The organism is Polaromonas sp. (genome assembly GCF_029945895.1).
Taxonomy (GTDB): Bacteria; Pseudomonadota; Gammaproteobacteria; order Burkholderiales; family Burkholderiaceae_C; genus Polaromonas.
Genome location: NZ_JAQSDL010000107.1, coordinates 34646 through 60931 on the forward strand (window position 1 = coordinate 34646; position 26286 = coordinate 60931).

The following is a 26286-nucleotide window of genomic DNA, read 5'->3' on the forward strand; positions in this document are numbered from 1 at the left end:
GCTTGGCGCGAGGCGGAGGCGGGTTCCCCTATGATGGCCCTCTACTCCAGTGCATATTGTCATGGCCCGCCTTCCCCGCTTGAGCCTTCCCGGCTATCCGCACCACGTCATTCTGCGCGGCAACAACCGGCAGGCCATTTTTTCGTGTCCAGCTGACTACCAGACGCTGCTGGATCTGGTCGAGGAACACGCCAGAAAATCAGGCATCGCCGTGCACGCCTACGTACTGATGGGCAATCACTTTCATTTGCTGGTGACGCCGGAATCGGCCGATTCCCTGCCACGCATGATGCAGGCGGTGGGCAGGCGCTATGTGCGGTATTTCAACGACAGCCAGGGCCGATCGGGCACCCTTTGGGAGGGACGTTATCGTTCCACGCCGATCCAGACCGAACCCTATCTGCTGGCCTGCATGGCCTACATCGATCTCAATCCGGTGCGGGCCGGGTTGGTCGCCGAGGCGCGCGACTACCCCTGGTCCAGCCACGGCCACTACATCGGACTGCGCAGCGACAGACTGATAACGCCTCATCCCTTGTTCTGGACTTTGGGAAACACACCTTTTGCCCGGGAGGCGGCCTACGCCGAGATGGTGCGCATCGGTGTGTCCGACGTTCGACAGGCTGCGCTGACGGAGTCGGCGCTGAGAGGGTGGGCCTTGGGGGATGTTGATTTCCTGGCGGACCTGCAAAAGCGCACGGCACGCCGGCTTGTCAAAACGCGGGTTGGGCGTCCGCCCCGGAAGCCTCGAATCGCTTGACCGGCATGGAGAGGTTTCACCGGGTACTGCGCTCTGATTTTTATCTGTCCCTAATTAAAATGGCAAATCAGTCAACTTTCCTAAATTAGGATCTGACCCTAATTTTTTTGCTTGGCATTGTTGTTGCACTGCACTATCCTCTCTTTCCTCGCGACCCATTACGAAACTTGGCAGGACAGGCTGGCGTGCTCCATGTACGCCGATGCAGTTCTCCCTACCGACCCAGGAGTAGGCCATGACCACGGCTGCTGAAATCAAGCACTTTGAACAAAACGGTCTTTACAGCCCGGCCCATGAGCATGACGCCTGCGGCGTTGGTTTTGTGGCCCACATCAAGGGTCACAAAAGCCATGCCATCGTGCAGCAGGGCCTGAAGATCCTCGAGAACCTGGATCACCGGGGTGCAGTGGGTGCCGACAAACTGATGGGTGACGGCGCCGGCATCCTGATTCAGTTACCGGACGCACTTTACCGTGAGGAGATGGCCCGGCAGGGTATCAATCTTCCGCCTCCGGGCGAGTACGGCGTGGGCATGGTGTTCCTGCCCAAAGAGCATGCCTCGCGCCTGGCCTGCGAACAGGCACTCGAGCGTGCCGTGCGCATGGAGGGGCAGGTGTTGCTGGGCTGGCGCGACGTCCCGGTTAATCGCGAGATGCCGATGTCGCCGACGGTGCGCGAGAAAGAGCCCATCCTGCGCCAGATTTTCATTGGCCGCGGGAACGATGTGATCGTGCAGGACGCCCTGGAGCGCAAGCTCTACGTGATCCGCAAGACCGCCAGTGCGGCGATCCAGCGCCTGAAGCTCACCCACAGCAAGGAGTACTACGTCCCGAGCATGTCCAGCCGGACCGTGGTCTACAAGGGCCTGTTGCTGGCCGATCAGGTGGGAACCTATTATCTGGATCTGCAGGATCCGCGTTGCGTTTCCGCGCTGGGTCTGGTGCACCAGCGCTTTTCCACCAACACCTTTCCCGAGTGGCCGCTGGCCCACCCTTACCGTTATGTTGCCCACAATGGAGAGATCAACACCGTCAAGGGTAACTACAACTGGATGAAGGCGCGCGAAGGCGTGATGTCCTCGCCGGTGCTGGGCGCCGACCTGCAAAAGCTCTACCCGATCAGCTTTTCCGACCAGTCCGATACCGCCACCTTTGATAACTGCCTGGAGTTGCTGACCATGGCCGGCTACCCGATCAGCCAGGCCGTGATGATGATGATCCCTGAGCCCTGGGAGCAGCACACCACCATGGACGAGCGCCGCAAGGCCTTTTATGAATATCACGCCGCCATGCTGGAGCCCTGGGACGGCCCGGCATCCATTGTGTTTACCGACGGCCGCCAGATCGGCGCCACGCTGGATCGCAACGGCCTGCGTCCTTCGCGTTACTGCGTGACCGACGACGACCTCGTCATCATGGCTTCCGAGTCCGGCGTATTGCCGATCCCCGAGAACAAGATCGTGCGGAAATGGCGTCTGCAACCCGGCAAGATGTTTCTGATCGACCTTGAACAGGGCCGCATGATCGACGATGAAGAGATCAAGGCCACGCTGGCGCACAGCAAGCCCTACAAACAGTGGATTGAAAACCTGCGCATCCGCCTCGACGACGTGCAGGCGACCACCGTGCCGGCGCCGACCGACGGCCTGAAAATGGGCGCCGACGAAGCGAGCGCGACCTCGGCATCAAGCTCCGGCCTGACCGAGTCGCACTCCCTGCTGGATCGCCAGCAGGCTTTTGGCTACACCCAGGAGGACCTCAAGTTCCTGATGTCACCCATGGCCGTCAACGGTGAGGAAGGCACAGGCTCCATGGGCAATGACAGCCCGCTGGCCGTGCTGTCCAACAAGAACAAGCCGCTCTACAACTACTTCAAGCAGTTGTTCGCGCAGGTCACCAACCCGCCCATCGACCCGATCCGCGAGGCGATTGTGATGTCGCTGGTGTCCTTTGTGGGCCCCAAGCCCAACCTGCTCGATATCAACCAGGTAAACCCGCCAATGCGGCTGGAGGTTGGCCAGCCTGTCCTCAATGTCGCCGACATGAAAAAGCTGCGCGACATCGAAACCCACACCCAGGGCAAATTCAAGAGCTATACGCTGGACATCACGTATCCGCTTGCATGGGGACACGAAGGGGTTGAAGCCAAGCTTGCCTCGCTGTGCGCGGAAGCGGTGGACGCGATCAAGAGCGGCAAAAACATCCTGATCGTCAGCGACCGCGCCATCAGCCCGACCCAGGTGGCGATTCCGGCGCTGCTGGCGTTGTCGGCCATTCACCAGCATCTGGTCAAAGAAGGCCTGCGTACGACAGCAGGCCTGGTGGTGGAAACCGGCTCGGCCCGCGAAGTCCATCATTTCGCCGTGCTGGCCGGTTATGGCGCGGAAGCCGTGCACCCCTACCTGGCCATGGAAACACTGGCCGAACTCGCCAGGGATCTGCCTGGGGACCTCAGTGCAGACAAGGCGATCTACAACTACACCAAGGCGGTCGGCAAGGGCCTGTCCAAGATCATGTCGAAGATGGGAGTGTCCACCTACATGAGCTACTGTGGCGCCCAGCTGTTCGAGGCTATTGGCCTGAATCGGGTGACCATCGACAAGTTCTTTACCGGCACCGCCAGCCAGGTTGAAGGCATGGGCGTGTTTGAAATCGCCGAAGAAGCGCTGCGCATGCACAAGGCCGCCTTCGGCAACGACCCGGTGCTCGCCGACATGCTGGACGCCGGTGGTGAGTACGCCTGGCGCGTACGCGGTGAGGACCACATGTGGACACCCGACGCCATTGCCAAGCTGCAGCATTCGACACGCTCCAACAACTGGAACACCTACAAGGAATACGCACAGCTGATCAACGACCAGAACCGCCGTCACATGACGCTGCGGGGCCTTTTCGAATTCCGCATTGATCCGTCCAAAGCCATTCCGATCGATGAAGTCGAGTCGGCCAAGGAGATCGTCAAGCGATTCGCCACCGGCGCGATGTCGCTCGGATCCATCAGCACCGAGGCCCATGCCACGCTCGCTGTGGCCATGAACCGCATCGGCGGCAAGAGCAACACCGGCGAGGGCGGCGAAGATCCGAACCGGTATCGTCAGGAGCTCAAGGGCATCCCGATCAGAAAAGGCGAGACGCTCAAGAGCGTGATTGGCGAAAGCGTGGTTGAGGTTGACCTGCCTTTGCAGGACGGAGATTCGCTGCGTTCGCGCATCAAGCAGGTGGCCTCGGGTCGTTTCGGCGTCACCGCGGAATACCTGGTGTCGGCCGACCAGATCCAGATCAAGATGGCGCAGGGCGCCAAGCCCGGCGAAGGCGGCCAGTTGCCCGGCGGTAAGGTCAGCGAGTACATCGGCCAGCTGCGTTATTCCGTGCCAGGCGTCGGCCTGATCTCGCCGCCGCCGCACCACGATATTTACTCCATCGAGGATCTGGCACAACTGATTCATGACCTGAAAAACGTCAACCCGCGCGCCAGCATCAGCGTCAAGCTGGTCAGTGAAGTCGGGGTCGGCACGATTGCGGCCGGTGTGGCCAAAGCCAAGTCCGACCACGTGGTGATCGCCGGCCACGACGGCGGCACCGGGGCCTCGCCATGGTCGTCGATCAAGCACGCGGGATCTCCCTGGGAAATCGGGCTGGCCGAAACCCAGCAGACGCTGGTGCTGAATCGCCTGCGCGGCCGCATCCGCGTGCAGGCCGACGGGCAGATGAAAACCGGCCGCGACGTCGTGATCGGCGCCTTGCTTGGCGCTGATGAGTTCGGTTTCGCGACCGCACCACTGGTGGTGGAGGGCTGCATCATGATGCGCAAATGCCACCTCAACACCTGCCCGGTCGGCGTCGCCACGCAGGATCCGGTGCTGCGCCAGAAATTCAGCGGCAAGCCCGAACATGTCGTGAACTATTTCTTCTTCGTCGCTGAAGAAGCGCGCCAGCTGATGGCGCAACTCGGCGTGCGCAAGTTCGACGAACTGATTGGCCGTTCCGACCTGCTTGATACCCAGAAGGGCATTGAGCACTGGAAAGCCGACGGACTGGATTTCTCGCGACTGTTCTACCAGCCCAACGTGCCAGCCGATGTGGCGCGCATGCATGTGATGGCGCAGGACCATGCGCTCGAAAATGCACTGGATGTGCGACTGATCGAGAAATCGAAAGCAGCCCTCGAGAAGGGCGAAAAAGTCCAGTTCATCGAAGTGGCCCGTAACGTCAACCGTACCGTCGGCGCCATGCTGTCGGGCGAGCTGACGCGGCGCCATCCTGAGGGGCTGCCGGACGACACCTTGCGTATCCAGCTCGAAGGCACGGGCGGCCAGTCTTTCGGAGCCTTCCTGGCCAAGGGTATCACCATGTACCTGATCGGCGATGCCAACGACTACACCGGCAAGGGACTGTCTGGTGGGCGCATTGTGGTGCGACCCAGCATCGATTTTCGCGGTGACGCGGTCAAGAACACCATCGTCGGCAACACCGTGCTTTATGGCGCCACGACCGGCGAGGCCTTTTTCAGCGGCGTGGCCGGCGAGCGTTTTGCGGTGCGCCTGTCGGGCGCCACGGCGGTCGTCGAGGGCACCGGCGACCACGGTTGCGAGTACATGACCGGCGGCACCGTGGCGGTGCTCGGGAAAACAGGGCGCAACTTCGCGGCCGGAATGAGCGGCGGCGTGGCCTACGTGTACGACGAGGATGGCCAGTTCGCCAAACGCTGCAACACGGCCATGGTGTCGCTGGAGAAAGTTCAGCCTGTTGCCCAGCAGGAAGCTGGCGCCGACCACGCCTTGTGGCACGGCGGCAAGACCGATGAAGCGCAACTGAAGAAGCTTCTGGAAGACCACAACCGCTGGACCGGCAGCAAGCGTGCCCGCGAGTTGCTGGACAACTGGGCCGAAGCGCGCGGAAAGTTCGTCAAGGTGTTCCCGCTGGAATACAAGCGGGCACTCGGCGAAATGGCCGCAAGGAAGTTGGCCGCAGCCGTACCTGCCAAGGCGCCTTCCAGGCCCGCAGGCGGGAAAGCCGCCAAAGCCGCAGCTTAAGCAGCCTCAACAAGAAGTATCTGGAGTAGCCTCATGGGAAAAGTCACCGGTTTCATGGAATACGAGCGCATCGAGGAAGGCTACAAGCCTGTGCCCGAGCGGCTGAAAAACTACAAGGAGTTTGTGATCGGGCTCGACGATGCGCAGGCCAACAAGCAAGCCGCGCGTTGCATGGACTGTGGTACGCCGTTTTGCAACAGCGGCTGCCCGGTCAACAACATCATTCCGGATTTCAACGACATGGTGTTTCGAAACAACTGGAAAAGTGCGATTGACACCCTGCACAGCACCAATAACTTTCCGGAATTCACGGGACGGATCTGCCCCGCACCCTGCGAGGCGGCCTGCACGCTCAACGTGAACGACGACGCGGTGGGTATCAAATCCATTGAACACGCCATCATTGATCGCGCTTGGGCCGAGGGCTGGGTCCTGCCCCAGCCGCCTGCTCACAGGACCGGGAAAAGGGTGGCCGTGGTGGGGTCGGGCCCGGCGGGCATGGCTGCGGCGCAGCAACTGGCGCGGGCCGGCCATGATGTAACGCTGTTCGAGAAAAACGACCGTATTGGCGGCCTGCTGCGTTACGGCATCCCCGATTTCAAGATGGAGAAGATCCATATCGATCGCCGTGTGGCGCAAATGCAGGCCGAAGGCGTGACCTTTCGTACTGGCGTCATGATCGGACGGGAAAAAGACGCGCTGGGGAAGGACTCGAAAGTAACCAACTGGGCCAAGGAAACCATCACGCCCGAGCAACTGCAAAAGGATTTTGACGCGATCATTCTGTCCGGCGGTGCCGAGCAGTCGCGCGACCTGTCGGTGCCAGGCCGCGACCTCGCCGGCATCCACTTTGCGATGGAATTCCTGCCGCAGCAGAACAAGGTCAACGCCGGCGACAAGGTCAAGGACCAGTTGCGCGCCGATGGCAAACATGTGATCGTGATCGGTGGCGGTGACACCGGCTCGGATTGTGTTGGCACCAGCAATCGCCATGGTGCGGCAAGCGTCACCCAGTTCGAACTGTTGCCGCAGCCGCCTGAGGAAGAAAACCGTCCCATGACCTGGCCTTACTGGCCGATCAAGCTGCGCACCAGTTCCAGCCATGAAGAGGGTTGTGAGCGTGAGTTTGCCATTTCCACCAAGGAACTCGTCGGTGACAAGGGCAAGGTCACCGGTCTGAAAACGGTGCGGGTTGATTGGAAAGACGGCAAGATGCAGGAGGTTCCGGGCTCCGAGCAGTTGCTGAAGGCCGACCTGGTGCTTCTGGCCATGGGTTTTGTAGCGCCGGTGGCACCGGTGCTGGACGCCTTTGGGGTCGATAAAGACGCGCGCGGTAATGCCAAGGCGACCACCGACTTCACCGGCGGTTATGCCACCAATGTTCCCAAGGTCTTTGTGGCGGGCGACATGCGTCGTGGCCAGAGTCTGGTGGTTTGGGCCATTCGCGAGGGGCGCCAGGCGGCCCGATCGGTGGACGAGTTCCTGATGGGTTTCAGCGACTTGCCGCGTTGAAAGCTGTAGCCCTCGAGAATGACCGAGGGTTTGCAAGTCATGGGCGGCTGCGCTGGCCGCGGTGCCTCGCGTGCGCTGCACATGCGGTAGGAACGGTTGCGGTTTCCGGTCTGTTTGGGGATAACCACCAGCAACCGAAAACCCCTTGCGATGGCCGGAAAATCTCTTTCGAAGCTGGGCTTCGCAGCAACTGACCGCGCAAAAAACCGCAGGCGAGCGTTCGTTTTTTGCCGAAGCACGTCCGGAAAGCAGGTTGCCGGACTGAATCGGCATGCTTTTCGGGCGATTCCTGTGAAAAATGAACGATTCCTGGCGAACGCGCGGGTCAGAGTAATCCCTTATGATCAATAAGCCGGATAACCGGCTTTTGTCTTTTTATGGCCCCCCCTTCCAATCCCTCCCTTGTTGAACTGCGTCACCTTACCTTTGGTTACGGGGAGCGTGTGATTCTGGATGACATTTCACTGTCGGTTCCGCGCGGCAAGGTCACGGCATTGATGGGAGCTTCCGGCGGTGGTAAAACAACAATTTTGCGGCTTATTGGCGGCCAGATTCGGGCCCAGTCCGGCGAATTGCTGTTCGATGGGCAGGATGTCACCCGGATGGATCAGGAGCAGATCTATGCGGCGCGTCGTCGCATGGGCATGCTTTTCCAGTTTGGTGCCCTGTTTGCCGATTTGAGCGTTTACGAGAATGTGGCATTCCCGTTGCACGAACACACCGACCTGCCGGAAGCCCTGATCCGCGACATTGTGCTCATGAAGCTCAACGCGGTGGGCCTGCGCGGCGCGCGCGATCTGATGCCCAGCGAGGTGTCCGGTGGCATGGCACGGCGTATCGCGCTGGCGCGCGCCATCGCGCTGGATCCGGAACTGGTCATGTATGACGAGCCTTTTTCAGGCCTGGACCCGATTTCGCTGGGAACGGCGGCGCGGCTGATCAGGCACCTGAACGACGCCATGGGCCTGACCAGCATTTTTGTCTCGCACGAGCTTGAGCAGACTTTTGCCGTTGCCGATCATGTGATCATCCTGGCCAACGGAAAAATTGCGACTGAGGGTACGCCTGAGCATGTCCGGCAAAGTACCGATCCGCTGGTTTACCAATATGTCAATGCCCTGCCGGATGGCCCGGTTCAGTTCCACTATCCCGGCCTGTCGGTTGAAGAGGACTTCGGCGGCAACCCCAAGCCCGTCGCCCGGCAGGCAGGAGCTGCATCATGAGCTGGTACAAACCTTCGGATGTCGGCTATGCCACCCGCAGCAAACTGGCGGACGTAGGCTTGGGTGCTCGCCTGTTCTTCCGGCTTCTTCTTTCCCTGCCCTCGACTTTTCGGCGTTTTGGCCTGGTGCGCGACCAGATCCATTTTCTGGGCAACTATTCGCTGGTCATCATTGCGGTGTCCGGACTGTTTGTCGGCTTTGTGTTCGGCCTGCAGGGGTATTACACGCTGCAGCGTTTCGGCTCTTCGGACGCGCTGGGGTTGCTTGTGACGCTGACCCTGGTGCGGGAACTCGGGCCAGTGGTGACGGCATTGTTGTTCGCCGGACGGGCCGGTACTTCGCTGACCGCCGAAATCGGCCTCATGAAGGCCGGTGAGCAGATCAGCGTCATGGAGATGATGGCCGTCGATCCGGTGCAGCGCATCCTGGCGCCGCGTTTCTGGGCTGGCGTGATTGTCATGCCTCTGTTGGCTGCCGTTTTCAGCGCAATGGGCGTGATCGGCGGGTGGGCCGTTGGCGTGGTCATGATCGGAGTGGATGCGGGGTCTTTCTGGAGTCAGATTCAAGGCGGGGTCGATGTCTGGAAAGATGTGGGCAACGGTGTGATCAAGAGTGTTGTTTTCGGCTTTACCGTCACATTTATTGCCCTGTTGCAGGGTTTTGAGGCGCAACCCACGCCGGAAGGCGTGGCCAGCGCCACGACGCGCACGGTGGTGGTGGCTTCCCTGTCGGTTCTGGGTCTGGATTTCATCCTGACCGCGATGATGTTTACCTGAGGAGGGTGTTGTGCAACGCTCAAAAAATGATGTGTGGGTGGGTATTTTTGTCATGATCGGCGCTGCGGCCATCCTGTTTCTGGCACTGCAGGCCGCCAATCTGCTGAACCTGAGCTTTCAGTCCACCTACCGGATCACGGCCAAATTTGACAACGTCGGGGGTCTCAAGCCCAAGGGTGCAGTCCGCAGCGGTGGTGTGGTGGTCGGACGCGTGGAGTCGCTGGTGTTTGACGACAAGTCTTTCCAGGCGCGTGTCACGCTGGCCATGGAAAGCCGCTATAAATTCCCCAAGGACAGTTCGCTGAAAATCCTGACCAGTGGTTTGCTGGGTGAACAGTACATTGGCATTGAGGCTGGCTCGGACGACAAGACCCTGGCGGCGGGCGACACCATCTCCAGCACGCAATCGGCGGTTGTGCTGGAAAATCTCATCAGCCAGTTTTTGTACAGCAAGGCGGCGGACAGCAGTTCTGGCTCGGTGACTGCACCGCCCACAGGGAGTAACGAAAAAAAATGAAAACACAAATCACAATGAAACGGAGCGGCCTGTGGGCCGGTTTGCTGGTGCTGGCGCTGCTTCAGGGCTGTGCCCTCGGTCCCAACCCGCGCGACCCGTTTGAGCCCTTCAACCGCAGCGTGACCCGTTTCAACGACGGCCTCGATGAGGCCATCGTCAAACCCGTGGCACAGGCTTACCAGAATACGGTTCCACCGCCGGTGCGCACTGGCGTGAATAACTTCTTTGGCAACCTGTCGGATGTCTGGTCTTTCGTCAACAACGTGCTCCAGGCCAAGCCGCAGGCGGCCGTCGACAGCTTCATGCGTGTCAGCGTCAACACGCTGATTGGCTTGGGCGGCGTGCTCGATTGGGCCACGCCCATGGGTATAGAGCGGCACAGCGAGGATTTTGGCAAGACGCTGGGTCACTGGGGCATGGCGACCGGCCCTTACCTGGTGTTGCCGGTGCTTGGGCCCTCCACGGTCCGCGATGCGGCCGCACGGGTGGTCGACGCCCAAGGTGACTTGGTGTTGCAGATTGACAATGTGCCTGTCCGCAATTCGCTGTACGTCCTGCGCGCGGTAGACCTTCGCGCCAGCCTGCTGCGCGCCGGCGAGGTGCTTGATCAAGCTGCGCTGGATAAATACAGTTTCACACGCGATGCCTATCTGCAGCGCCGCGGCGTGGTGATAGACACCAACGGCGATACCGAGGAGCGCTACGACCTGCCCGAGGCACCTGCGCCAGCGCCGGCCAAGTAAAGAACACTTACACGCAGTGCCTTAACTTCACTCAAAAGACCTGAACAAAGCCGGAAAAACGCTGTCAAATCAATCACTTGTCTGTCAGTTGTGCCAGAAGGGCGCCTGCCCCGGCCCGGCAGGCCTGTATTCCGAACCGAAAGAAAACCATGAACCGTCGAATTTTTAGCCATGTCGCAGGGGTCTGCCTTGCCGGTTTCCTGCTGGCTGCGGGTACTGTTGCAAGAGCGGCCGACGAAGCCCCGGACGCGCTGATCAAACGCACTTCCACTGAAGTGCTGGACATCATCAAGGCCGACAAGGCCATCCAGTCCGGCGACACCGGAAAAATTATCGCCCTGGTCGATGGCAAAGTCATGCCCCATGTGAATTTCACGCGCATGACGGCGGCGACCGTGGGCCGCAACTGGCGCCAGGCCACCCCCGAGCAGCAAAAGCGTTTGCAGGAAGAGTTCAAGACCTTGCTGGTTCGTACCTATTCCGGGGCGCTGGCGCAGGTCAAGGACCAGACTGTCAGCGTCAAACCCCTGCGCGCCGCGCCGACGGACAGTGAGGTGATCGTACGCACCGAGGTGATAGGCCGCAGTGAACCGATCCAGCTCGATTACCGCATGGAAAAAACGCCCACGGGCTGGAAAATCTATGACCTGAACGTCCTTGGCATCTGGATGGTGGAAACCTACCGCACCCAGTTCGCGCAGGAAATTTCAGCCAAGGGTGTGGATGGACTGATCTCCGCGCTGTCCCAGCGCAACAAGTCGAACGCCAGCGAGAAAAAGTCCTGAAAGGGAATTCTGCCGTGTTGACGCTTCCGCCTGTCCTGACCCATGCCGTGGCTGCGGGTTTTGCCCGCGGTCTGAAACCCGAGCTGTTCACCGGCGGGCCCGCGGAGGTGGTGGCCGATGCGGGGGCCCTGCAGCAGTTCGACTCATCTGCTCTGGCGGTCCTGCTGGAGTGTCGACGTCACGCTCTGGCGGCAGGCAAGCGCTTCTCGGTGAGCGCTGCCCCTGCGCGCCTGCGGGAGTTGGCCGAGTTGTATGGCGTTGCAGAGTTGATTCCGCCATCCGCAGCTGCCACGACCTGACCGCAGACCCAACGTTTTTCGGTAGACAGTCCTGCCTGGAGGCAAGGCGGGCTGGCATTTGCGTGGTCAGACCAGAGGAAACAGGCGTCAGCCCTTAAAATAGAGCGCTCATGCCCGCCATTTCATTTCAGTCCGTCTCCAAAATCTACCCATCGACACGCAGCCAGACTGGTCCCGGCGTCCGGGCACTTGACAATGTCAGCTTTGACATCCAGCAGGGAGAGTTTTTCGGCCTGCTGGGCCCCAACGGGGCCGGTAAAACCTCGTTGATCAGCATCCTGGCGGGCCTCTCGCGGGCCAGCAGCGGCCACGTGCTGGTGCATGGCAGCGATGTATTGACCGACTACGCTGCTGCCCGCCGCAAGCTCGGCATCGTGCCGCAGGAGCTGGTGTTTGATCCTTTCTTCACGGTGCGTGAGGCGCTGCGCATTCAGTCCGGCTATTTCGGCGTCAAAAACAACGATGACTGGATTGACGAGTTGCTGCTCAGCCTGGGGCTGGCCGACAAGGCTGACGCCAACATGCGGCAGCTGTCGGGCGGCATGAAGCGCCGCGTGCTGGTCGCGCAGGCGCTGGTGCACAAGCCGCAGGTCATCGTGCTGGACGAACCTACCGCCGGCGTGGATGTGGAGCTGCGCCAGACCCTCTGGCAATTTGTCGCCCGGCTCAACAAACAGGGCAGCACCGTGCTGCTGACGACCCACTACCTTGAAGAGGCCGAGGCGCTGTGCAGCCGGATTGCCATGCTCAAGCAGGGCCGCATGGTGGCGCTGGCCCAGACCTCCGAACTGCTCAAGTCCGCGTCGTCGAATGTGCTGCGGTTCAAGATCGACAGCGAGTTGCCCAAGGCGCTGGCCGACAAGGCCCGTATCACTGGCCGCATCGTGCAGCTGCCGGCTCACAACGCACACGAGATCGAGCAGTACCTGAGCGCCATCCGTGAGGCCGGCCTGGTCGCCGAAGATGTCGAGATCCGCAAAGCCGACCTGGAGGACGTCTTCCTTGAGGTGATGGCGGAAAAGATCGGGGTGGCCGCATGACCTGTGCAAGGACTCCGTTTTTAACAGCCGGGGCCGCGGAACCGGCTTTGCCGGGCCGCAGGCGCAGCGCCCCCTCGGGGGGCTGCGTATTACACGCAGTGAAAAGCGTGGGGCCCCTATGACCGGCTGGCAAACCCTGTTCTACAAGGAAGTGCTGCGTTTCTGGAAAGTCGGTTTCCAGACCGTCGGTGCGCCCATTCTCACAGCGGTCATGTACATGCTGATCTTCGGCCATGTGCTGCAGGACCAGGTCAAGGTGTATGGCACGGTCAGCTACACCGCCTTCCTGGTGCCCGGGTTGGTGATGATGAGCGTGTTGCAAAACGCCTTTGCCAACAGCTCTTCCTCGCTGATCCAGAGCAAGATCATGGGCAGTCTGGTGTTTGTGCTGCTCAGCCCGCTGTCGCATTGGCACTGGTTTTTCGCCTACGTCGGCTCGTCGGTCGTGCGCGGTCTGGCAGTCGGCCTGGGCGTGTTTGTGGTCACCGTGTATTTCGGTCAGCCCAGCTTTGTGGCGCCCCTCTGGATTCTCGTGTTCGCGGTGCTTGGCGCGGCGTTGCTCGGCTCCCTCGGGTTGATCGCCGGCCTGTGGGCTGAAAAATTCGACCAGATGGCGGCATTCCAGAATTTTGTGATCATGCCAATGACGTTTCTCAGCGGCGTTTTTTACTCGATCCACTCCTTGCCGCCGTTCTGGCAAACCGTCAGCCACCTGAATCCGTTTTTCTACATGATTGACGGCTTCCGCTACGGCTTTTTCGGTGTCAGCGACGTCTCACCGTGGTTGAGTCTGGCCATCGTGGGCGGCGCGCTGCTGGTGGTCAGCGGCATCGCGGTGAATCTGCTGCGCATTGGCTACAAAATAAGACATTGACCGGATCCCTGCACAACATGACCAGCGAAGAACTCCAAACCATCATTGCCGCAGGCCTGCCCTGCGAACACATCGAGCTCACCGGCGACGGCCGGCATTGGTATGCCACCATCGTGTCAGCCGCTTTTGAAGGCCAGCGCCTGATCCAGCGTCACCAGCGGGTCTACGCCACGCTGGGTGGGCGCATGCAGACCGACGAGGTGCATGCGCTGTCGATGAAAACCTACACGCCCGCCGAATGGGCCAACCACCCCGCTGAGTAAGACATGGACAAACTATTGATCAGGGGCGGCCGCTCGCTCTCCGGCACCGTCGATATCTCAGGCGCCAAAAACGCGGCCCTGCCCGAGCTGTGCGCGGCGCTGCTGACCGCAGACACCGTGACGCTTGACAATGTGCCGCGCCTGCAGGACGTGGCCACCATGCTCAAGCTGATCCGCAACATGGGCGTGACGGCAGAGCGCAGCGACAGCGCGCCCGGCAGTGTGGTCATCAATGCGGGCGCGCTGAGCTCGCCTGAAGCGCCGTACGAGCTGGTCAAGACGATGCGCGCGTCGGTGCTGGCGCTCGGCCCGCTGCTCGCGCGTTTCGGCGAAGCCACGGTGTCTCTGCCCGGCGGCTGCGCCATCGGCTCGCGGCCGGTGGACCAGCACATCAAGGGCATGCAGGCCATGGGAGCCGACATCGTGGTTGAACACGGCTACATGATTGCCAGACTGCCACCGGGGCCGAACGGCCAGCGCGGGCGCCTCAAGGGCTGCAGCATCCTGACCGACATGGTCACGGTCACCGGCACCGAGAATTTCCTGATGGCTGCCACGCTGGCCGAGGGCGAAACGATTCTCGAAAACGCGGCGCAGGAGCCCGAAATCGGTGACCTCGCCGAAATGCTGATCAAGATGGGCGCGAAGATTGAAGGTCATGGAACCAGCCGCATCCGCATTCAGGGTGTGGAGCGCCTGCACGGCTGCACGCACCAGGTGGTGGCCGACCGCATCGAGACGGGCACTTTTCTGTGCGCCGTGGCGGCTGCCGGCGGCGACGTGGTGCTGCGCCACGGTCGCGCCGACCACCTTGAGGCCGTGATCGACAAGCTGCGCGAGGCCGGTGCCGTGATCACCGCGGGTGACGGTTTTATCCGGGTGCAGGCTTCGGGCCGGATGCAGGCGCAGTCCTTTCGTACCACCGAATACCCGGGCTTTCCAACCGACATGCAGGCCCAGTTCATGGCGCTCAATGCGATTGCCGAGGGCCCGAGCAAGGTGACCGAAACGATTTTTGAGAACCGTTTCATGCACGTCAACGAAATGGTGCGCCTGGGCGCCAGGATCGAGATTGACGGCAAGTTCGCCATCATCGAAGGCGTTGAAAAACTCTCCGGCGCCACCGTGATGGCCACCGACCTGCGCGCGTCGGCCAGCCTGGTGATCGCCGGCCTGGTGGCCGAAGGCGAGACGCTGATTGACCGCATTTACCACCTGGACCGCGGCTACGACCAGATGGAAGCCAAGCTGCGCGGCATTGGCGCGGACATCGAAAGGGTCAAATGACTCCCCCCCGAAGCGCCTGCGGCGCCTCCCCCTCCAGGGGGCGCCACCAGTGGCCCGGCAAAGCCGGTTCCGCGGTGGCCGCTGGACAATACATTTCGACTGCCTACCTATGATTACTCTTGCATTGTCCAAAGGCCGAATCTTCGACGAAACCCTGCCGCTGCTCAAGGCCGCCGGCATCGAGGTGCTGGAAGATCCGGAAAAATCGCGCAAGCTGATCATTGGCACCAACCGGCCCGACGTGCGCGTGGTGCTGGTGCGTGCCACTGACGTACCCACCTATGTGCAGTACGGCGGTGCCGATATCGGTGTCACCGGCAAGGACACCCTGATCGAACACGGCGGCCAGGGCCTGTACCAGCCGCTGGACCTGCAGATTGCCAAGTGCCGCATGAGTGTGGCGGTGCGTGCCGGGTTTGACTATGAAGCGGCGGTGAAGCAGGGCTCACGCCTGAAGGTGGCGACCAAGTTTGTCAGCATCGCGCGCGATTTTTTCGCCACCAAGGGCGTGCACGTGGACCTGATCAAGCTCTACGGCAGCATGGAGCTGGCGCCGCTGACGGGACTGGCCGACGCGATTGTCGACCTGGTCAGCAGCGGCAACACGCTCAAGGCCAACCACCTGGTCGAGGTCGAGCGCATCATGGACATCAGCTCGCACCTGGTGGTCAACCAGGTCGCGCTCAAGCTCAAGCAGGCGCCGATACGCGCCATCATCAATGCATTTTCCTCGGCCATCGCCCGGCCTGTCGCTTGAAATTGCTATGGAATTAATAGCTGCTCCCGCCCGCCTGTCAACGGCTGAGGCCACTTTTGAGGCTCAATTCACGGCCCGCCTGCACTGGTCGGCCGACACCGATGCCGCCATCGAGCAGCGCGTGGCCGACATCCTGGCCGATGTGCAGCAGCGCGGCGACGCGGCGGTTCTGGAATACACCGCGCGTTTTGACGGGCTCAGCGCCGCCAGCCTGCAGGCGCTGGAACTCACGCAGGCCGAACTCAAGGCCGCTTTCGACACGATTCCTGCGGCGCAGCGGGAGGCCCTGCAGGCTGCCGCCGCCCGGGTGCGCACCTACCACGAAGCGCAGAAAAGGGCCAATGGCGAGAGCTGGAGCTACCGCGACGAAGACGGCACGTTGCTGGGACAGAAGGTCACGCCGCTGGACCGCGTTGGCATTTACGTCCCGGGCGGCAAGGCGGCTTACCCCTCGTCGGTGCTGATGAACGCCATTCCCGCCCATGTGGCCGGCGTCGGCGAAATCATCATGGTGGTGCCCACGCCCAAAGGCGAAAAAAACGCGCTGGTGCTGGCTGCCGCCTATGTGGCCGGCGTCACGCGCGCCTTCACCATCGGCGGCGCGCAGGCGGTGGCGGCGCTGGCCTATGGCACGCAGACTGTCCCCAAGGTCGACAAAATCACCGGCCCCGGCAACGCCTACGTGGCCAGCGCCAAGAAGCGCGTGTTTGGCACGGTCGGCATCGACATGATTGCCGGCCCCAGCGAAATCCTGGTGCTGGCCGACGGCAGTACGCCGGCCGACTGGGTGGCCATGGACCTGTTCAGCCAGGCCGAGCATGACGAACTCGCGCAAAGCATCCTGCTGTGTCCGGACGCGGCCTATATCGATGCGGTGCAGGAGGCCATCCATCGCCTGCTGCCCACCATGCCGCGTGCGGAAATCATCGCCAAGTCCCTCACCGGGCGCGGCGCCCTGATTCACACCCGCAGCATGGAAGAGGCCTGCGCCATCAGCAACCGCATTGCGCCGGAACACCTCGAGGTCTCCAGCCGCGACCCGCACAAGTGGGAGCCGCTGCTCAAACACGCCGGCGCGATTTTTCTTGGGGCGTACACCAGCGAATCTCTGGGCGACTACTGCGCCGGCCCCAACCATGTGTTGCCGACCAGCGGCACCGCGCGTTTCTCCAGCCCGCTCGGTGTCTACGACTTCCAGAAGCGTTCCAGCATCATCGAGGTCAGCGAAGCCGGCGCGCAGGTCCTGGGAAAAGTTGCCGCCGAACTGGCTTACGGCGAAGGCCTGCAGGCGCACGCCCGCGCCGCCGAAATGAGATTGAAAAAATGACCGATGTTGCCCCCGCGCTGAAAAAACTGATCCGTCAGGATGTGCAGTCCATGCACGCTTATGCGATTCAGGAATCAAGTGGCCTGGTCAAGCTCGACGCGATGGAAAACCCGCACCGCCTGCCACCGGCCCTGCAGGCGCATCTGGGCCAGCGCCTGGGCGCTCTGGCCCTGAACCGCTACCCCGACGGTCGCGTGAACGACCTGCGCCAGGCGCTGGCGGCGTACGCGCAGATGCCCGAAGGTTTCGACCTCATGCTGGGCAACGGCTCGGACGAACTCATCTCGCTGCTGGCCATGGCCTGCGACGTACCCGGTGCCTCGATTCTGGCGCCACTGCCCGGCTTTGTGATGTACGCCATGAGTGCGCAGCTGCAGGGCTTGAAGTTCGTCGGCGTGCCCCTGACGGCGGACTTCGAGCTCGACGAAGCCGCCATGCTGGCCGCGATCAGCGAACACCAGCCGTCCATCATCTACATTGCCTACCCGAACAACCCGACGGCCAATCTCTGGGACGACGCGGTCATCGAGAAGATCATTGCTGCTGCGCCCGGCCTGGTGGTGATCGACGAGGCCTACCAGCCCTTTTCGAGCAAAAGCTACATCGACCGCATTGGCCGGCACGGCCATGTGCTTCTGATGCGCACGCTGAGCAAGTTCGGCCTGGCCGGCGTGCGGATTGGCTACATGATGGGCCCGAAAGCCCTGATCGCCGAGATCGACAAGGTGCGCCCGCCCTACAACATCAGTGTGCTCAATTACGAGTGCGCGCTGTTTGCGCTCGAACATTCCGACGTGTTTGCGGCGCAAGCCGAGGAAATACGGGCGCAGCGTGCTATTCTTTTCGAAGCGCTGCAGGCCTTGCCGGGGCTCAAGACCTGGAAAAGCGATGCCAACATGATCCTGGTGCGGGTGCCCGATGCCCAGAAGACCTTCGAAGGCATGCGGGCACGCAAGGTGCTGGTCAAAAACGTTTCTAAAATGCATCCATTGCTGGCCAACTGCCTGCGTTTGACCGTCGGCACCGCCGACGACAATGTGCAGATGCTGGCAGCCCTCAAAGAATCCCTATGACCACCCCCACTGCCACGGCGCCCCTTGCCCCCAGAACCGCCGAAGTCTCGCGCAACACCGCCGAGACACAAATCACCGTCAAGCTCAACCTTGACGGCACCGGCCAGGCCAGGCTGTCCACCGGCATCGGCTTTTTCGACCACATGCTGGACCAGATCGCCCGGCACGGCCTGATTGATCTGGACATCCAGGCCAAGGGCGACCTGCACATCGACGGCCACCACACGGTGGAAGACGTGGGCATCACCCTGGGGCAGGCCGTGGCGCAGGCCGTCGGCGACAAGAAAGGCCTGCGCCGCTACGGCCACGCCTATGTGCCGCTGGACGAAGCGCTGTCGCGCGTGGTGATTGATTTTTCTGGCCGGCCCGGACTGGACATGCACGTGCCTTTCAAGAGCGGCATGATTGGCGCTTTCGACAGCCAGCTGGCCTACGAGTTCTTCCAGGGCTTCGTGAACCACGCCTTTGTGACCCTGCATATCGACAACCTCAAGGGTGACAACGCGCACCACCAGGCGGAAACCGTCTTCAAGGCCTTCGCCCGTGCCCTGCGCATGGCGCTGGAGATCGACCCCCGGTCGGCGGGCGTGATTCCGTCGACCAAGGGCTCGCTGTAGACTGTTTTATATGTTCTCGCCTTCCAGCCCTTGCTGCATATGCGCAAGCAGCTATAAAAAAAGTAGCAAATTTCCCTCCTGATGGCCAAATTCAAGAAAATCGCGGTGGTGGACTACGGCATGGGCAACCTGCGTTCGGTGTCGCAGGCGGTCCAGCACGTGACGGCCGACAGCGGTTTCGAGGTGCTCGTGACCTCCCGCGCCCAGGACGTGCTGGACGCCGACCGCATCGTGCTGCCCGGTCAGGGCGCCATTGCCGACTGCATGCACGATCTGCAGGCCTCGGGCATGCTGGAGGCGGTGCTGCAGGCAGCCGCCAGCAAGCCGCTGTTTGGCGTCTGTGTCGGCATGCAGATGCTGCTGGACCATAGCGCGGAAGGGCGGGGCGGCGAAGGCACGCGCGGTCTGGGCCTGATTGCCGGCGAAGTGCTCAAGTTTGAGCTGGCCGGTCGGCTTCAGCCTGACGGCAGCCGGTTCAAGGTGCCGCAAATGGGCTGGAACCAGGTCTACCAGCCGGCGCCGGTCCATCCCTTGTGGGCGGGCATCCCCGACGCATCCTGGTTTTATTTCGTGCACAGCTTTTACGCGCGTCCGTCGGATGCGCGCCACACCGCGGGCGAGGCCGACTACGGCGCGCGCTTCACGGCGGTGCTTGCGCGCGATAATATTTTCGCCACCCAGTTCCACCCCGAAAAAAGCGCAGACCAGGGACTGGCCCTGTACCGCAACTTCCTGCACTGGAATCCCTGATTCACCACGCCGGCCCGCCTGCCCCGCCCGCTTACCGCCTTGTTGCACCGCTTTTCCTCACGTTTCACTTTCATCCACCGTTGCCTCATTGCCCATGCTACTCATCCCCGCGATTGACTTGAAAGACGGCCATTGTGTGCGCCTCAAACAGGGCGATATGGACCAGTCCACCATCTTCAGCGAAGACCCGGCCGCCATGGCGCGCAGCTGGGTGGACAAGGGCGCGCGCCGCCTGCACCTGGTGGATCTGAACGGGGCGTTTGCCGGCAAACCGAAGAACGAAGCGGCCATCCGCAAGATCCTGCTGGAAGTCGGCAGCGAGATCGACGTGCAGCTGGGCGGCGGCATCCGCGACCTGGACACCATCGAGCGTTACCTCGATTCCGGCCTGCGCTACGTGATCATCGGCACGGCGGCGGTGAAAAACCCCGGCTTCCTGCAGGACGCCTGCACGGCGTTTGGCGGCCACATCATCGTCGGGCTCGACGCCAAGGACGGCAAGGTCGCGACCGACGGCTGGAGCAAGATGACTGGCCATGAAGTGGTGGACCTCGGCAAGAAATTCCAGGACTACGGCGTCGAATCCATCATCTACACCGACATCGGCCGTGATGGCATGCTCACCGGCATCAACATCGAAGCCACCGTCAAGCTGGCACAGGCGCTGACCATTCCGGTGATTGCCTCCGGCGGCCTGTCCAGCATGGCTGATATTGAAGCGCTGTGTGCGGTGGAAGACGAAGGTATCGAAGGCGTGATCTGCGGCCGGTCGATCTACAGCGGTGACCTTGATTTCGCTGCGGCGCAAGCAAGGGCTGACGAATTAAACGGCTAGAGGCCGTCATAAATCCGATTCTCGGGCGCATGGCGGCGTTGCGCGGTGCTCGGAATCCTCATGCACCGAAGTGCATTCCGGTTCCTGTGCTCCGTGCGCCTTGCCCTGCATCCCGATAATCGAATTTCTGACAACCTCTAAAAGTCCGCTGCTCCGCACCTAAATTTATGCTCGCGAAAAGAATCATCCCTTGCCTTGATGTCACTGGCGGCCGCGTCGTCAAGGGCGTCAATTTCGTCGAGCTGCGCGACGCTGGTGATCCGGTCGAGATTGCCGCGCGTTACAACGAGCAGGGCGCCGATGAACTGACCTTTCTGGACATCACCGCCACCAGCGACGGGCGTGACCTGATCCTGCACATCATCGAAGCGGTGGCGTCCCAGGTCTTCATTCCGCTGACGGTGGGCGGCGGGGTGCGCACGGTGGAAGACGTGCGGCGCCTGCTCAATGCCGGCGCCGACAAGACCAGCTTCAATTCAGCCGCGCTGGCCAACCCGCAGGTGATTGAAGACGCCTCCGGCAAATACGGCGCGCAGTGTATCGTGGTGGCCATCGATGCCAAGCGGCGTTCCGACGAAGAGGCGTTGACCCGCGGCCCCGGCTGGGACGTCTACAGCCATGGTGGCCGCAAGAACACCGGGCTGGATGCCGTGGCCTGGGCCAGCGAGATGGCGCGGCGCGGCGCCGGCGAGATTTTGCTGACCAGCATGGACCGCGACGGCACCAAGTCCGGCTTCGACCTGGCCTTGACACGCGCGGTCAGCGACGCGGTGAGTGTGCCGGTGATCGCCTCTGGCGGCGTCGGCAACCTCGACCACCTGGCCGACGGCATCCAGATCGGCGGCGCCGACGCCGTGCTGGCCGCCAGCATCTTCCATTACGGCGAATACACGGTGCAGCAGGCCAAGCAGCACATGGCCGCCCGCGGCATCCCTGTACGGTTGTAACCCCCGTCGGACGCTCACTGCGTGTAGCGCCTTCCCCCCTGCTGGGGCGGCATCTGCGGCCCGGCAAAGCCGGTTCCGCGCTGCCCCGGTCTGGAAAACCTCTGAGGCTTCTCCAAATCCATGACAATGGCGCATGACGCAAAAATGGCTAGACGACATCCAGTGGGACGACAAGGGCCTGATCCCGGTCATCACGCAAGAGGCATCGAGCGGCGACGTGCTGATGTTCGCCTGGATGAACCGCGAGGCGCTGCAGAAAACTGCCGAACTCGGCCAGGCCGTGTATTTCAGCCGCTCGCGCCGACGCCTGTGGCACAAGGGCGAAGAGTCCGGCCACCTGCAGACCGTGCACGAGATCCGGCTGGACTGCGACAACGACGTGATTCTGCTCAAGGTGACGCAGCTCGGCCATGAACCCGATCAGCCAGGAATTGCCTGCCACACCGGGCGCCACAGCTGCTTTTTCAGCCTCTACAAAGACGGCCAATGGGTGGTGACCGAGCCGGTCCTTAAAGACCCGACAACCATTTACAAGTAAGCCATGACTTCCAACGACTCCCTGCAGCGCCTCGCGCAAACCATCGAAAGCCGCAAGCCGGCCCGCGGTGGCGACCCGCAAACCAGCTACGTGGCGCGTCTGCTGCACCAGGGCCCGGACGCCTTCCTGAAGAAAATCGGTGAAGAGGCCACGGAAACCGTGATGGCTGCCAAGGACCTGGAGCACGGCGGCGCCACCCCCGAACTCAGCGCGAAGCTGGTGGGTGAAGTTGCCGACCTGTGGTTTCACAGCCTGATCGCGCTGGCGCACTACGGCCTGTCGCCGGCCGACGTGATTGCCGAGCTGGAGCGCCGCGAAGGCACCAGCGGCATCGAGGAAAAAGCCCTGCGCAAGGCGCACGCCCGCGAAGCCGCTGAAAAATGATACGACGCAAGAAAGGCTACCCATGAGCGAGACCGACCTGGCTGAATTCGACAGCAAAAACCCGAACGACCGCCTCGTCATGCATGTGCTGTACGGCCTGCACACGCTGGCCTGGTTCAGCGGCGGCGTTTTTGCAGTCGTTGCGCTGATCGTCAACTACGTGCGGCGTGCCGAGGAGTCCGACTTGCTGTACATCGACCACCACAACTACATGATCCAGACCTTCTGGTGGACCCTGATGTGGCTGGTCCTGTTGTCGCCGCTGTGGCTGCTGCTGTTCCTGCCGGGCGCCATCGCCTACGGCATCGTCTGGCTCTGGTACCTGTACCGCTGCATCCGCGGCTGGATGCGCTTCAACAGTCACCGGCCTGCCCGCAACCTGCCACTTGTCTGACCCCTTCGCCGTTACCTCCCATGAGCCAGTCCAGCCCCCACGCCCCCGACAACTGCATTTTCTGCAAGATCGCCGCCGGCCAGATCCCCAGCCGCAAGGTTTATGAGGACGACGAGATCTTCGTTTTCCATGACATCCATCCCTGGGCGCCAGTGCATTTCCTGATGATCCCGAAGGCGCATATTGCGTCGCTGGCGCAGGTCGGGCCTGAACACACGGCTTTGCTGGGCCGTATGATGGTGCTGGCCCCGCAGCTCGCGGTGGCGCAGGGCTGCAATCCCTACCCCGAAGGCGGCTTCCGGATGGTGAGCAACACCGGCGCGGAAGGCGGCCAGGAAGTGCACCACCTGCACATCCACGTGATGGGCGGCCCCCGGCCCTGGTTAAAAGGTTAGCCCCACGCTCCGCCGCTGCGCGGGTCGCTGCCCCCCGAGGGGGCGCTGCGCCTGCGGGCCGGCAAAGCCGGACCTGCGGCCCCTGCTGGGTTAAGCGGGCCACGGTCGCTCGCGGGTAAATCCCCACTTGCAGATCTGGCATCGCCCACCAGATGAAGCCGTGCGGTTTATGCAGGGCTATTGCGCCGCAGCGGGGCGCAAGGCCTTTAGAATGGACACAACCTTGTGCATGCTTGCAATTAAAGTTTAGGAGAGAACCATGGGCTCATTTTCCATTTGGCACTGGCTGATCGTGCTGTTGATCGTCGTGATGGTGTTCGGCACCAAGAAGCTCAAGAACATGGGCAGCGACCTCGGTGGCGCTGTCAAGGGCTTCAAGGACGGCATGAAGGAGGGCGGTCAAAGCGCTGACGACGCCAAGGACACCCCGGCCGGCCAGGTCAGCCACGCCCAGACCACCGACAAAGCCACGATCGACGTGGAAGCCAAGCAGAAATCCTGATCAGGATGGCTGCCCCCACGCTTGCCGCCGCATGTGTTTCGTCATGCGGGGCCTGATCTCCAATGATTGATCTCGGCATTTCGAAAATTGCCCTGATAGGCGCTGTCGCCCTGATCGTGATCGGCCCGGAGAAGCTGCCGCGGCTGGCGCGTACGGTGGGCACCCTGCTGGGCAAGGCGCAGCGTTATGTGGCCGACGTCAAGCAGGAAGTCAACCGCTCGATGGAGCTCGACGAGCTCAAGAAAATGAAGGAAACGATGGAAGGCGCCGCCCGCGACGTCGAAAACTCCATCCAGACCAACGCCAGTGATTTCGAGAAGTCTTGGTCGGAAACCACCGGCACCGCCGCCAGCGACGAGTTGCCCGGCATGATCAGTTTCCCCGAATACAAACACCCGAAAAAGAACTGGCGCCTCAAGCAGGGCGCCACGCCCCAGTGGTACAAGGCCCGTTCGGGTACGCGCACCCGCGCACAGTCCGGCGCGGCGCGTGTGGCGCGGTTTCGCCCCCGCTCCGGCCCTTCCTCCGGGCGCCATGCCTGATCTTCCTTTTTTCGCGCAACCCCCGGCGCCACCCCATCAGCGCAAACACCTCCCATGAGCGACCCCAACACCGACAAGCCCGACGAACTCGCGGGCACCGAGCAGCCTTTCGTGCAGCACCTGATGGAGCTGCGCGACCGGATGATCAAGGTGGTCATCGCGATTGGCGTCTGTGCGGCCCTGCTGGCGCTGTACCCCGGCCCGGGCGCGCTGTACGACCTGCTCGCGGCGCCGCTGGTCGCGACCCTGCCCAAGGGCGCCACGCTGATCGCCACCAACGTGATCTCGCCGTTTGTGGTGCCGATCAAGATCCTTTTCATGGCCGCCTTCATGATCGCGCTGCCTATCGTCCTTTACCAGGTCTGGGCGTTTGTCGCGCCTGGCCTCTATTCGCACGAGAAAAAGCTGGTCATGCCGCTGGTCGTTTCCAGCACGCTGCTGTTTTTCATCGGCGTGGCTTTCTGCTACTACTTCGTGTTTGGCCAGGTTTTCCGATTCATCCAGAGTTTTGCGCCCAAGTCCATCACCGCCGCGCCGGATATCGAGGAATACCTCAACTTCGTGCTCGGCATGTTCCTGGCATTCGGCCTGGCGTTCGAGGTGCCGATTGCCGTGATCCTGCTGGTGCGCATGGGCGTGCTCAGCGTGGCGCAACTGCGCGAGTACCGCGGTTATTTCTGGGTGATCGCGGCCATCGGCACCGCCCTGGTCACGCCGCCCGATGCGGGCTCGATGATCATGCTGCTGATGGTAGTTGGCGGTCTGTATGAAGTCGGCATTCTGGCCGCGCAGATGTTCATCAAACACACCGTCAAGCCCGGCACCGAGAGCGACACCGAGGCCGCCAAACCTTAGTAAAAAGGGGTTGTAGCCCTTTTGTAGCGGGCGCCGGCAGCTCCTGAATCAATAGCGGGTTAGGTGTTTAACGCTGGACTTTCGGACGCTGCCGGGTACCGGGCACCACGGCGATTTCCGTTTTCCTGTCCTTGCGCAGCACCCCCAGCGGTGCTGCAACACCGGGTTTGAGGGCCGCCACCGCGCTCAGCAGTTCGGTCACCGTGCGCACCGGCTTGCCCGCCACGGTGGTGATCACGTCGCCCGGCACGATGCCGGCCTGCGCGGCCGGACCGTTTTGCAGCACACCGGTGATGATCACGCCGCCTGCGCCCAGTGCCTCGGGCTTGATGCCAAAGGTCTCGGCCACTTCGGGGCTCAGGTCCTGCGGCTCCACACCTATCCAGCCCCGTGTCACCTGGCCGTCCTTGACGATGCTCTCGAGCACCTGCTTGCCAGTGGACACCGGAATGGCAAAACCAATGCCCATGGAGCCGCCAGATCGCGAATAAATCGCGGTGTTGATGCCCAGCAGCCGGCCCTGGGTATCGACCAGCGCGCCGCCGGAATTGCCGGGGTTGATGGCCGCATCGGTCTGGATGAAGTTCTCGAAGGTGTTGATGCCCAGCTGGTTGCGGCCCAGCGCGCTGACAATGCCGCTGGTGACCGTTTGGCCGACGCCAAAGGGGTTGCCGATGGCCAGCACCTGGTCGCCCACCTGCAGGGTGTCCGAGCTGCCCAGCACGATGACCGGCAGCTTGTCGACTTCGATTTTCAGGATGGCCAGGTCGGTTTCAGGGTCGGTGCCTATGATTTTGGCCTTGGCCTTGCGCGTGTCGTTGAGGATGACCTCAATGTCGTCCGCGCCTTCGACCACGTGGTTGTTGGTCAGGATGTAACCGTTGGGGCTGACGATCACGCCGCTGCCCAGTCCGACCTGTGGCTCGTTTTGTCCCCCCTGGTCGCCAAAAAAGAACTTGAACCAGGGGTCGTCCATGTTCGGGTTGCGCGCTGCCGCCTTGCTGGTGTTGATGCTGACCACCGCCGCCGAAGCCGCCTTGGCCGCCGCGGCAAAGCTGCCGGCCGGTGCCGGGGTGCCCGCCACGCCGGCTGGCGCTTCGATCACCGCCACCGAGCCCATGCCTGGCCGGTTCAGCCACTGGGGCTTGAGCGTGGCCACCACAAAGTAGGCGGCCAGGAAAACCGTCACGGTTTGGGAAAACAGAAGCCAGAATTTGCGCATGGTGGGTCCAGAAGGAAACGGCCGTGAAGACGGAAAA

The 26286-nt window shown here is 62.0% G+C and carries 28 protein-coding genes; 27 read left to right on the forward strand and 1 reads right to left on the reverse strand.

What is annotated here, in order from left to right; all coding sequences use genetic code 11:
- Positions 1–61: 61 nt before the first annotated feature.
- The 27 genes from PSV33_RS16540 (at position 62) to tatC (ending at position 25027) form a co-directional block, all read left to right on the forward strand.
- Positions 62–760 carry a transposase gene (locus PSV33_RS16540; protein WP_300563366.1) on the forward strand — a complete coding sequence of 233 codons (699 nt, stop codon included), beginning with the start codon at positions 62–64 and terminating at the stop codon, positions 758–760.
- 235 nt (positions 761–995) lie between these two features.
- Complete coding sequence (locus PSV33_RS16545; protein ID WP_300563367.1) at positions 996–5792, forward strand: glutamate synthase-related protein; 4797 nt, start codon at positions 996–998, stop codon at positions 5790–5792.
- 33 nt (positions 5793–5825) lie between these two features.
- Complete coding sequence (locus tag PSV33_RS16550; RefSeq protein ID WP_300563368.1) at positions 5826–7304, forward strand: glutamate synthase subunit beta; 1479 nt, start codon at positions 5826–5828, stop codon at positions 7302–7304.
- 377 nt (positions 7305–7681) lie between these two features.
- Positions 7682–8527, forward strand: a complete 846-nt coding sequence (locus PSV33_RS16555) for an ABC transporter ATP-binding protein (protein WP_300563369.1) — start codon at positions 7682–7684, stop codon at positions 8525–8527.
- Positions 8524–9303, forward strand: a complete 780-nt coding sequence (gene mlaE / locus PSV33_RS16560; RefSeq protein ID WP_300563370.1) for a lipid asymmetry maintenance ABC transporter permease subunit MlaE — start codon at positions 8524–8526, stop codon at positions 9301–9303. Before PSV33_RS16555 ends, mlaE begins: the two co-directional genes overlap by 4 nt.
- A gap of 10 nt (positions 9304–9313) precedes the next feature.
- Positions 9314–9820 (forward strand): outer membrane lipid asymmetry maintenance protein MlaD, encoded by a 507-nt coding sequence (gene mlaD, locus PSV33_RS16565; protein ID WP_300563371.1) that lies wholly within the window; start codon positions 9314–9316, stop codon positions 9818–9820.
- A 14-nt stretch (positions 9821–9834) separates the two neighbouring features.
- A complete protein-coding gene (locus tag PSV33_RS16570; protein ID WP_366945608.1) occupies positions 9835–10563 on the forward strand; it encodes a VacJ family lipoprotein in 729 nt (242 codons plus the stop codon).
- 149 nt (positions 10564–10712) lie between these two features.
- Positions 10713–11348 carry a phospholipid-binding protein MlaC gene (locus PSV33_RS16575; RefSeq protein WP_300563373.1) on the forward strand — a complete coding sequence of 212 codons (636 nt, stop codon included), beginning with the start codon at positions 10713–10715 and terminating at the stop codon, positions 11346–11348.
- Positions 11349–11362: 14 nt separating this feature from the next.
- Positions 11363–11647: an STAS domain-containing protein gene (locus PSV33_RS16580; protein WP_300563374.1), complete on the forward strand. Its 285-nt coding sequence runs from the start codon at positions 11363–11365 to the stop codon at positions 11645–11647.
- A 110-nt stretch (positions 11648–11757) separates the two neighbouring features.
- Positions 11758–12687, forward strand: a complete 930-nt coding sequence (locus tag PSV33_RS16585) for an ABC transporter ATP-binding protein (protein ID WP_300563375.1) — start codon at positions 11758–11760, stop codon at positions 12685–12687.
- Between the two features lie 118 nt (positions 12688–12805).
- Entirely contained in the window at positions 12806–13561 is a 756-nt protein-coding gene (locus tag PSV33_RS16590) for an ABC transporter permease (protein WP_300563376.1), read from the forward strand.
- Positions 13562–13578: 17 nt separating this feature from the next.
- Positions 13579–13824: a BolA family protein gene (locus PSV33_RS16595; RefSeq protein ID WP_300511830.1), complete on the forward strand. Its 246-nt coding sequence runs from the start codon at positions 13579–13581 to the stop codon at positions 13822–13824.
- A gap of 3 nt (positions 13825–13827) precedes the next feature.
- Positions 13828–15111: a UDP-N-acetylglucosamine 1-carboxyvinyltransferase gene (murA, locus tag PSV33_RS16600; protein WP_300563377.1), complete on the forward strand. Its 1284-nt coding sequence runs from the start codon at positions 13828–13830 to the stop codon at positions 15109–15111.
- Between the two features lie 109 nt (positions 15112–15220).
- Complete coding sequence (hisG, locus tag PSV33_RS16605) at positions 15221–15868, forward strand: ATP phosphoribosyltransferase (RefSeq protein WP_300511828.1); 648 nt, start codon at positions 15221–15223, stop codon at positions 15866–15868.
- Between the two features lie 7 nt (positions 15869–15875).
- The gene (hisD, locus tag PSV33_RS16610; RefSeq protein ID WP_300563378.1) at positions 15876–17195 is read left to right on the forward strand and encodes a histidinol dehydrogenase; all 1320 of its coding nucleotides are present in this window, start codon (positions 15876–15878) and stop codon (positions 17193–17195) included.
- A complete protein-coding gene (hisC, locus tag PSV33_RS16615; protein ID WP_300563379.1) occupies positions 17192–18268 on the forward strand; it encodes a histidinol-phosphate transaminase in 1077 nt (358 codons plus the stop codon). Before hisD ends, hisC begins: the two co-directional genes overlap by 4 nt.
- A complete protein-coding gene (gene hisB / locus PSV33_RS16620) occupies positions 18265–18885 on the forward strand; it encodes an imidazoleglycerol-phosphate dehydratase HisB (RefSeq protein ID WP_300511825.1) in 621 nt (206 codons plus the stop codon). Before hisC ends, hisB begins: the two co-directional genes overlap by 4 nt.
- An 81-nt stretch (positions 18886–18966) precedes the next feature.
- Positions 18967–19635 carry an imidazole glycerol phosphate synthase subunit HisH gene (gene hisH / locus PSV33_RS16625; protein ID WP_300563380.1) on the forward strand — a complete coding sequence of 223 codons (669 nt, stop codon included), beginning with the start codon at positions 18967–18969 and terminating at the stop codon, positions 19633–19635.
- Positions 19636–19729: 94 nt separating this feature from the next.
- The gene (hisA, locus tag PSV33_RS16630; protein ID WP_300563381.1) at positions 19730–20470 is read left to right on the forward strand and encodes a 1-(5-phosphoribosyl)-5-[(5-phosphoribosylamino)methylideneamino]imidazole-4-carboxamide isomerase; all 741 of its coding nucleotides are present in this window, start codon (positions 19730–19732) and stop codon (positions 20468–20470) included.
- A gap of 167 nt (positions 20471–20637) precedes the next feature.
- The gene (gene hisF / locus PSV33_RS16635) at positions 20638–21417 is read left to right on the forward strand and encodes an imidazole glycerol phosphate synthase subunit HisF (RefSeq protein ID WP_300563382.1); all 780 of its coding nucleotides are present in this window, start codon (positions 20638–20640) and stop codon (positions 21415–21417) included.
- Positions 21418–21550: 133 nt separating this feature from the next.
- Positions 21551–21955 carry a phosphoribosyl-AMP cyclohydrolase gene (hisI, locus tag PSV33_RS16640; RefSeq protein ID WP_300563383.1) on the forward strand — a complete coding sequence of 135 codons (405 nt, stop codon included), beginning with the start codon at positions 21551–21553 and terminating at the stop codon, positions 21953–21955.
- Positions 21956–21958: 3 nt separating this feature from the next.
- Complete coding sequence (locus PSV33_RS16645) at positions 21959–22339, forward strand: phosphoribosyl-ATP diphosphatase (RefSeq protein ID WP_300563384.1); 381 nt, start codon at positions 21959–21961, stop codon at positions 22337–22339.
- A 22-nt stretch (positions 22340–22361) separates the two neighbouring features.
- Positions 22362–22733 carry a hypothetical protein gene (locus PSV33_RS16650; RefSeq protein ID WP_300563385.1) on the forward strand — a complete coding sequence of 124 codons (372 nt, stop codon included), beginning with the start codon at positions 22362–22364 and terminating at the stop codon, positions 22731–22733.
- A gap of 20 nt (positions 22734–22753) precedes the next feature.
- Complete coding sequence (locus PSV33_RS16655) at positions 22754–23128, forward strand: histidine triad nucleotide-binding protein (protein ID WP_300563386.1); 375 nt, start codon at positions 22754–22756, stop codon at positions 23126–23128.
- Between the two features lie 259 nt (positions 23129–23387).
- Positions 23388–23630 (forward strand): Sec-independent protein translocase subunit TatA, encoded by a 243-nt coding sequence (gene tatA / locus PSV33_RS16660; RefSeq protein WP_300563387.1) that lies wholly within the window; start codon positions 23388–23390, stop codon positions 23628–23630.
- A 62-nt stretch (positions 23631–23692) separates the two neighbouring features.
- Entirely contained in the window at positions 23693–24172 is a 480-nt protein-coding gene (gene tatB / locus PSV33_RS16665) for a Sec-independent protein translocase protein TatB (RefSeq protein WP_300563389.1), read from the forward strand.
- Positions 24173–24226: 54 nt separating this feature from the next.
- Positions 24227–25027, forward strand: a complete 801-nt coding sequence (gene tatC / locus PSV33_RS16670) for a twin-arginine translocase subunit TatC (protein ID WP_300563391.1) — start codon at positions 24227–24229, stop codon at positions 25025–25027.
- Positions 25028–25094: 67 nt separating this feature from the next.
- Here tatC and PSV33_RS16675 read toward each other — a convergent pair whose 3' ends face one another.
- Entirely contained in the window at positions 25095–26249 is a 1155-nt protein-coding gene (locus PSV33_RS16675) for a trypsin-like peptidase domain-containing protein (protein ID WP_300563393.1), read from the reverse strand.
- Between the last annotated feature and the right edge of the window lie 37 nt (positions 26250–26286).

What these genes read in the sequence shown, in the direction of transcription:
- PSV33_RS16540 (WP_300563366.1), top strand. Translation starts at nt 62, where the DNA reads ATGGCCCGCCTTCCCCGCTTGAGCCTTCCCGGCTATCCGCACCACGTC.
- PSV33_RS16545 (WP_300563367.1), top strand. Translation starts at nt 996, where the DNA reads ATGACCACGGCTGCTGAAATCAAGCACTTTGAACAAAACGGTCTTTAC.
- PSV33_RS16550 (WP_300563368.1), top strand. Translation starts at nt 5,826, where the DNA reads ATGGGAAAAGTCACCGGTTTCATGGAATACGAGCGCATCGAGGAAGGC.
- PSV33_RS16555 (WP_300563369.1), top strand. Translation starts at nt 7,682, where the DNA reads ATGGCCCCCCCTTCCAATCCCTCCCTTGTTGAACTGCGTCACCTTACC.
- mlaE (WP_300563370.1), top strand. Translation starts at nt 8,524, where the DNA reads ATGAGCTGGTACAAACCTTCGGATGTCGGCTATGCCACCCGCAGCAAA.
- PSV33_RS16570 (WP_366945608.1), top strand. Translation starts at nt 9,835, where the DNA reads ATGAAACGGAGCGGCCTGTGGGCCGGTTTGCTGGTGCTGGCGCTGCTT.
- PSV33_RS16575 (WP_300563373.1), top strand. Translation starts at nt 10,713, where the DNA reads ATGAACCGTCGAATTTTTAGCCATGTCGCAGGGGTCTGCCTTGCCGGT.
- PSV33_RS16585 (WP_300563375.1), top strand. Translation starts at nt 11,758, where the DNA reads ATGCCCGCCATTTCATTTCAGTCCGTCTCCAAAATCTACCCATCGACA.
- PSV33_RS16590 (WP_300563376.1), top strand. Translation starts at nt 12,806, where the DNA reads ATGACCGGCTGGCAAACCCTGTTCTACAAGGAAGTGCTGCGTTTCTGG.
- PSV33_RS16595 (WP_300511830.1), top strand. Translation starts at nt 13,579, where the DNA reads ATGACCAGCGAAGAACTCCAAACCATCATTGCCGCAGGCCTGCCCTGC.
- murA (WP_300563377.1), top strand. Translation starts at nt 13,828, where the DNA reads ATGGACAAACTATTGATCAGGGGCGGCCGCTCGCTCTCCGGCACCGTC.
- hisG (WP_300511828.1), top strand. Translation starts at nt 15,221, where the DNA reads ATGATTACTCTTGCATTGTCCAAAGGCCGAATCTTCGACGAAACCCTG.
- hisD (WP_300563378.1), top strand. Translation starts at nt 15,876, where the DNA reads ATGGAATTAATAGCTGCTCCCGCCCGCCTGTCAACGGCTGAGGCCACT.
- hisC (WP_300563379.1), top strand. Translation starts at nt 17,192, where the DNA reads ATGACCGATGTTGCCCCCGCGCTGAAAAAACTGATCCGTCAGGATGTG.
- hisB (WP_300511825.1), top strand. Translation starts at nt 18,265, where the DNA reads ATGACCACCCCCACTGCCACGGCGCCCCTTGCCCCCAGAACCGCCGAA.
- hisH (WP_300563380.1), top strand. Translation starts at nt 18,967, where the DNA reads ATGGCCAAATTCAAGAAAATCGCGGTGGTGGACTACGGCATGGGCAAC.
- hisA (WP_300563381.1), top strand. Translation starts at nt 19,730, where the DNA reads ATGCTACTCATCCCCGCGATTGACTTGAAAGACGGCCATTGTGTGCGC.
- hisF (WP_300563382.1), top strand. Translation starts at nt 20,638, where the DNA reads ATGCTCGCGAAAAGAATCATCCCTTGCCTTGATGTCACTGGCGGCCGC.
- hisI (WP_300563383.1), top strand. Translation starts at nt 21,551, where the DNA reads ATGACGCAAAAATGGCTAGACGACATCCAGTGGGACGACAAGGGCCTG.
- PSV33_RS16645 (WP_300563384.1), top strand. Translation starts at nt 21,959, where the DNA reads ATGACTTCCAACGACTCCCTGCAGCGCCTCGCGCAAACCATCGAAAGC.
- PSV33_RS16650 (WP_300563385.1), top strand. Translation starts at nt 22,362, where the DNA reads ATGAGCGAGACCGACCTGGCTGAATTCGACAGCAAAAACCCGAACGAC.
- PSV33_RS16655 (WP_300563386.1), top strand. Translation starts at nt 22,754, where the DNA reads ATGAGCCAGTCCAGCCCCCACGCCCCCGACAACTGCATTTTCTGCAAG.
- tatA (WP_300563387.1), top strand. Translation starts at nt 23,388, where the DNA reads ATGGGCTCATTTTCCATTTGGCACTGGCTGATCGTGCTGTTGATCGTC.
- tatB (WP_300563389.1), top strand. Translation starts at nt 23,693, where the DNA reads ATGATTGATCTCGGCATTTCGAAAATTGCCCTGATAGGCGCTGTCGCC.
- tatC (WP_300563391.1), top strand. Translation starts at nt 24,227, where the DNA reads ATGAGCGACCCCAACACCGACAAGCCCGACGAACTCGCGGGCACCGAG.
- PSV33_RS16675 (WP_300563393.1), bottom strand. Translation starts at nt 26,249, where the DNA reads ATGCGCAAATTCTGGCTTCTGTTTTCCCAAACCGTGACGGTTTTCCTG.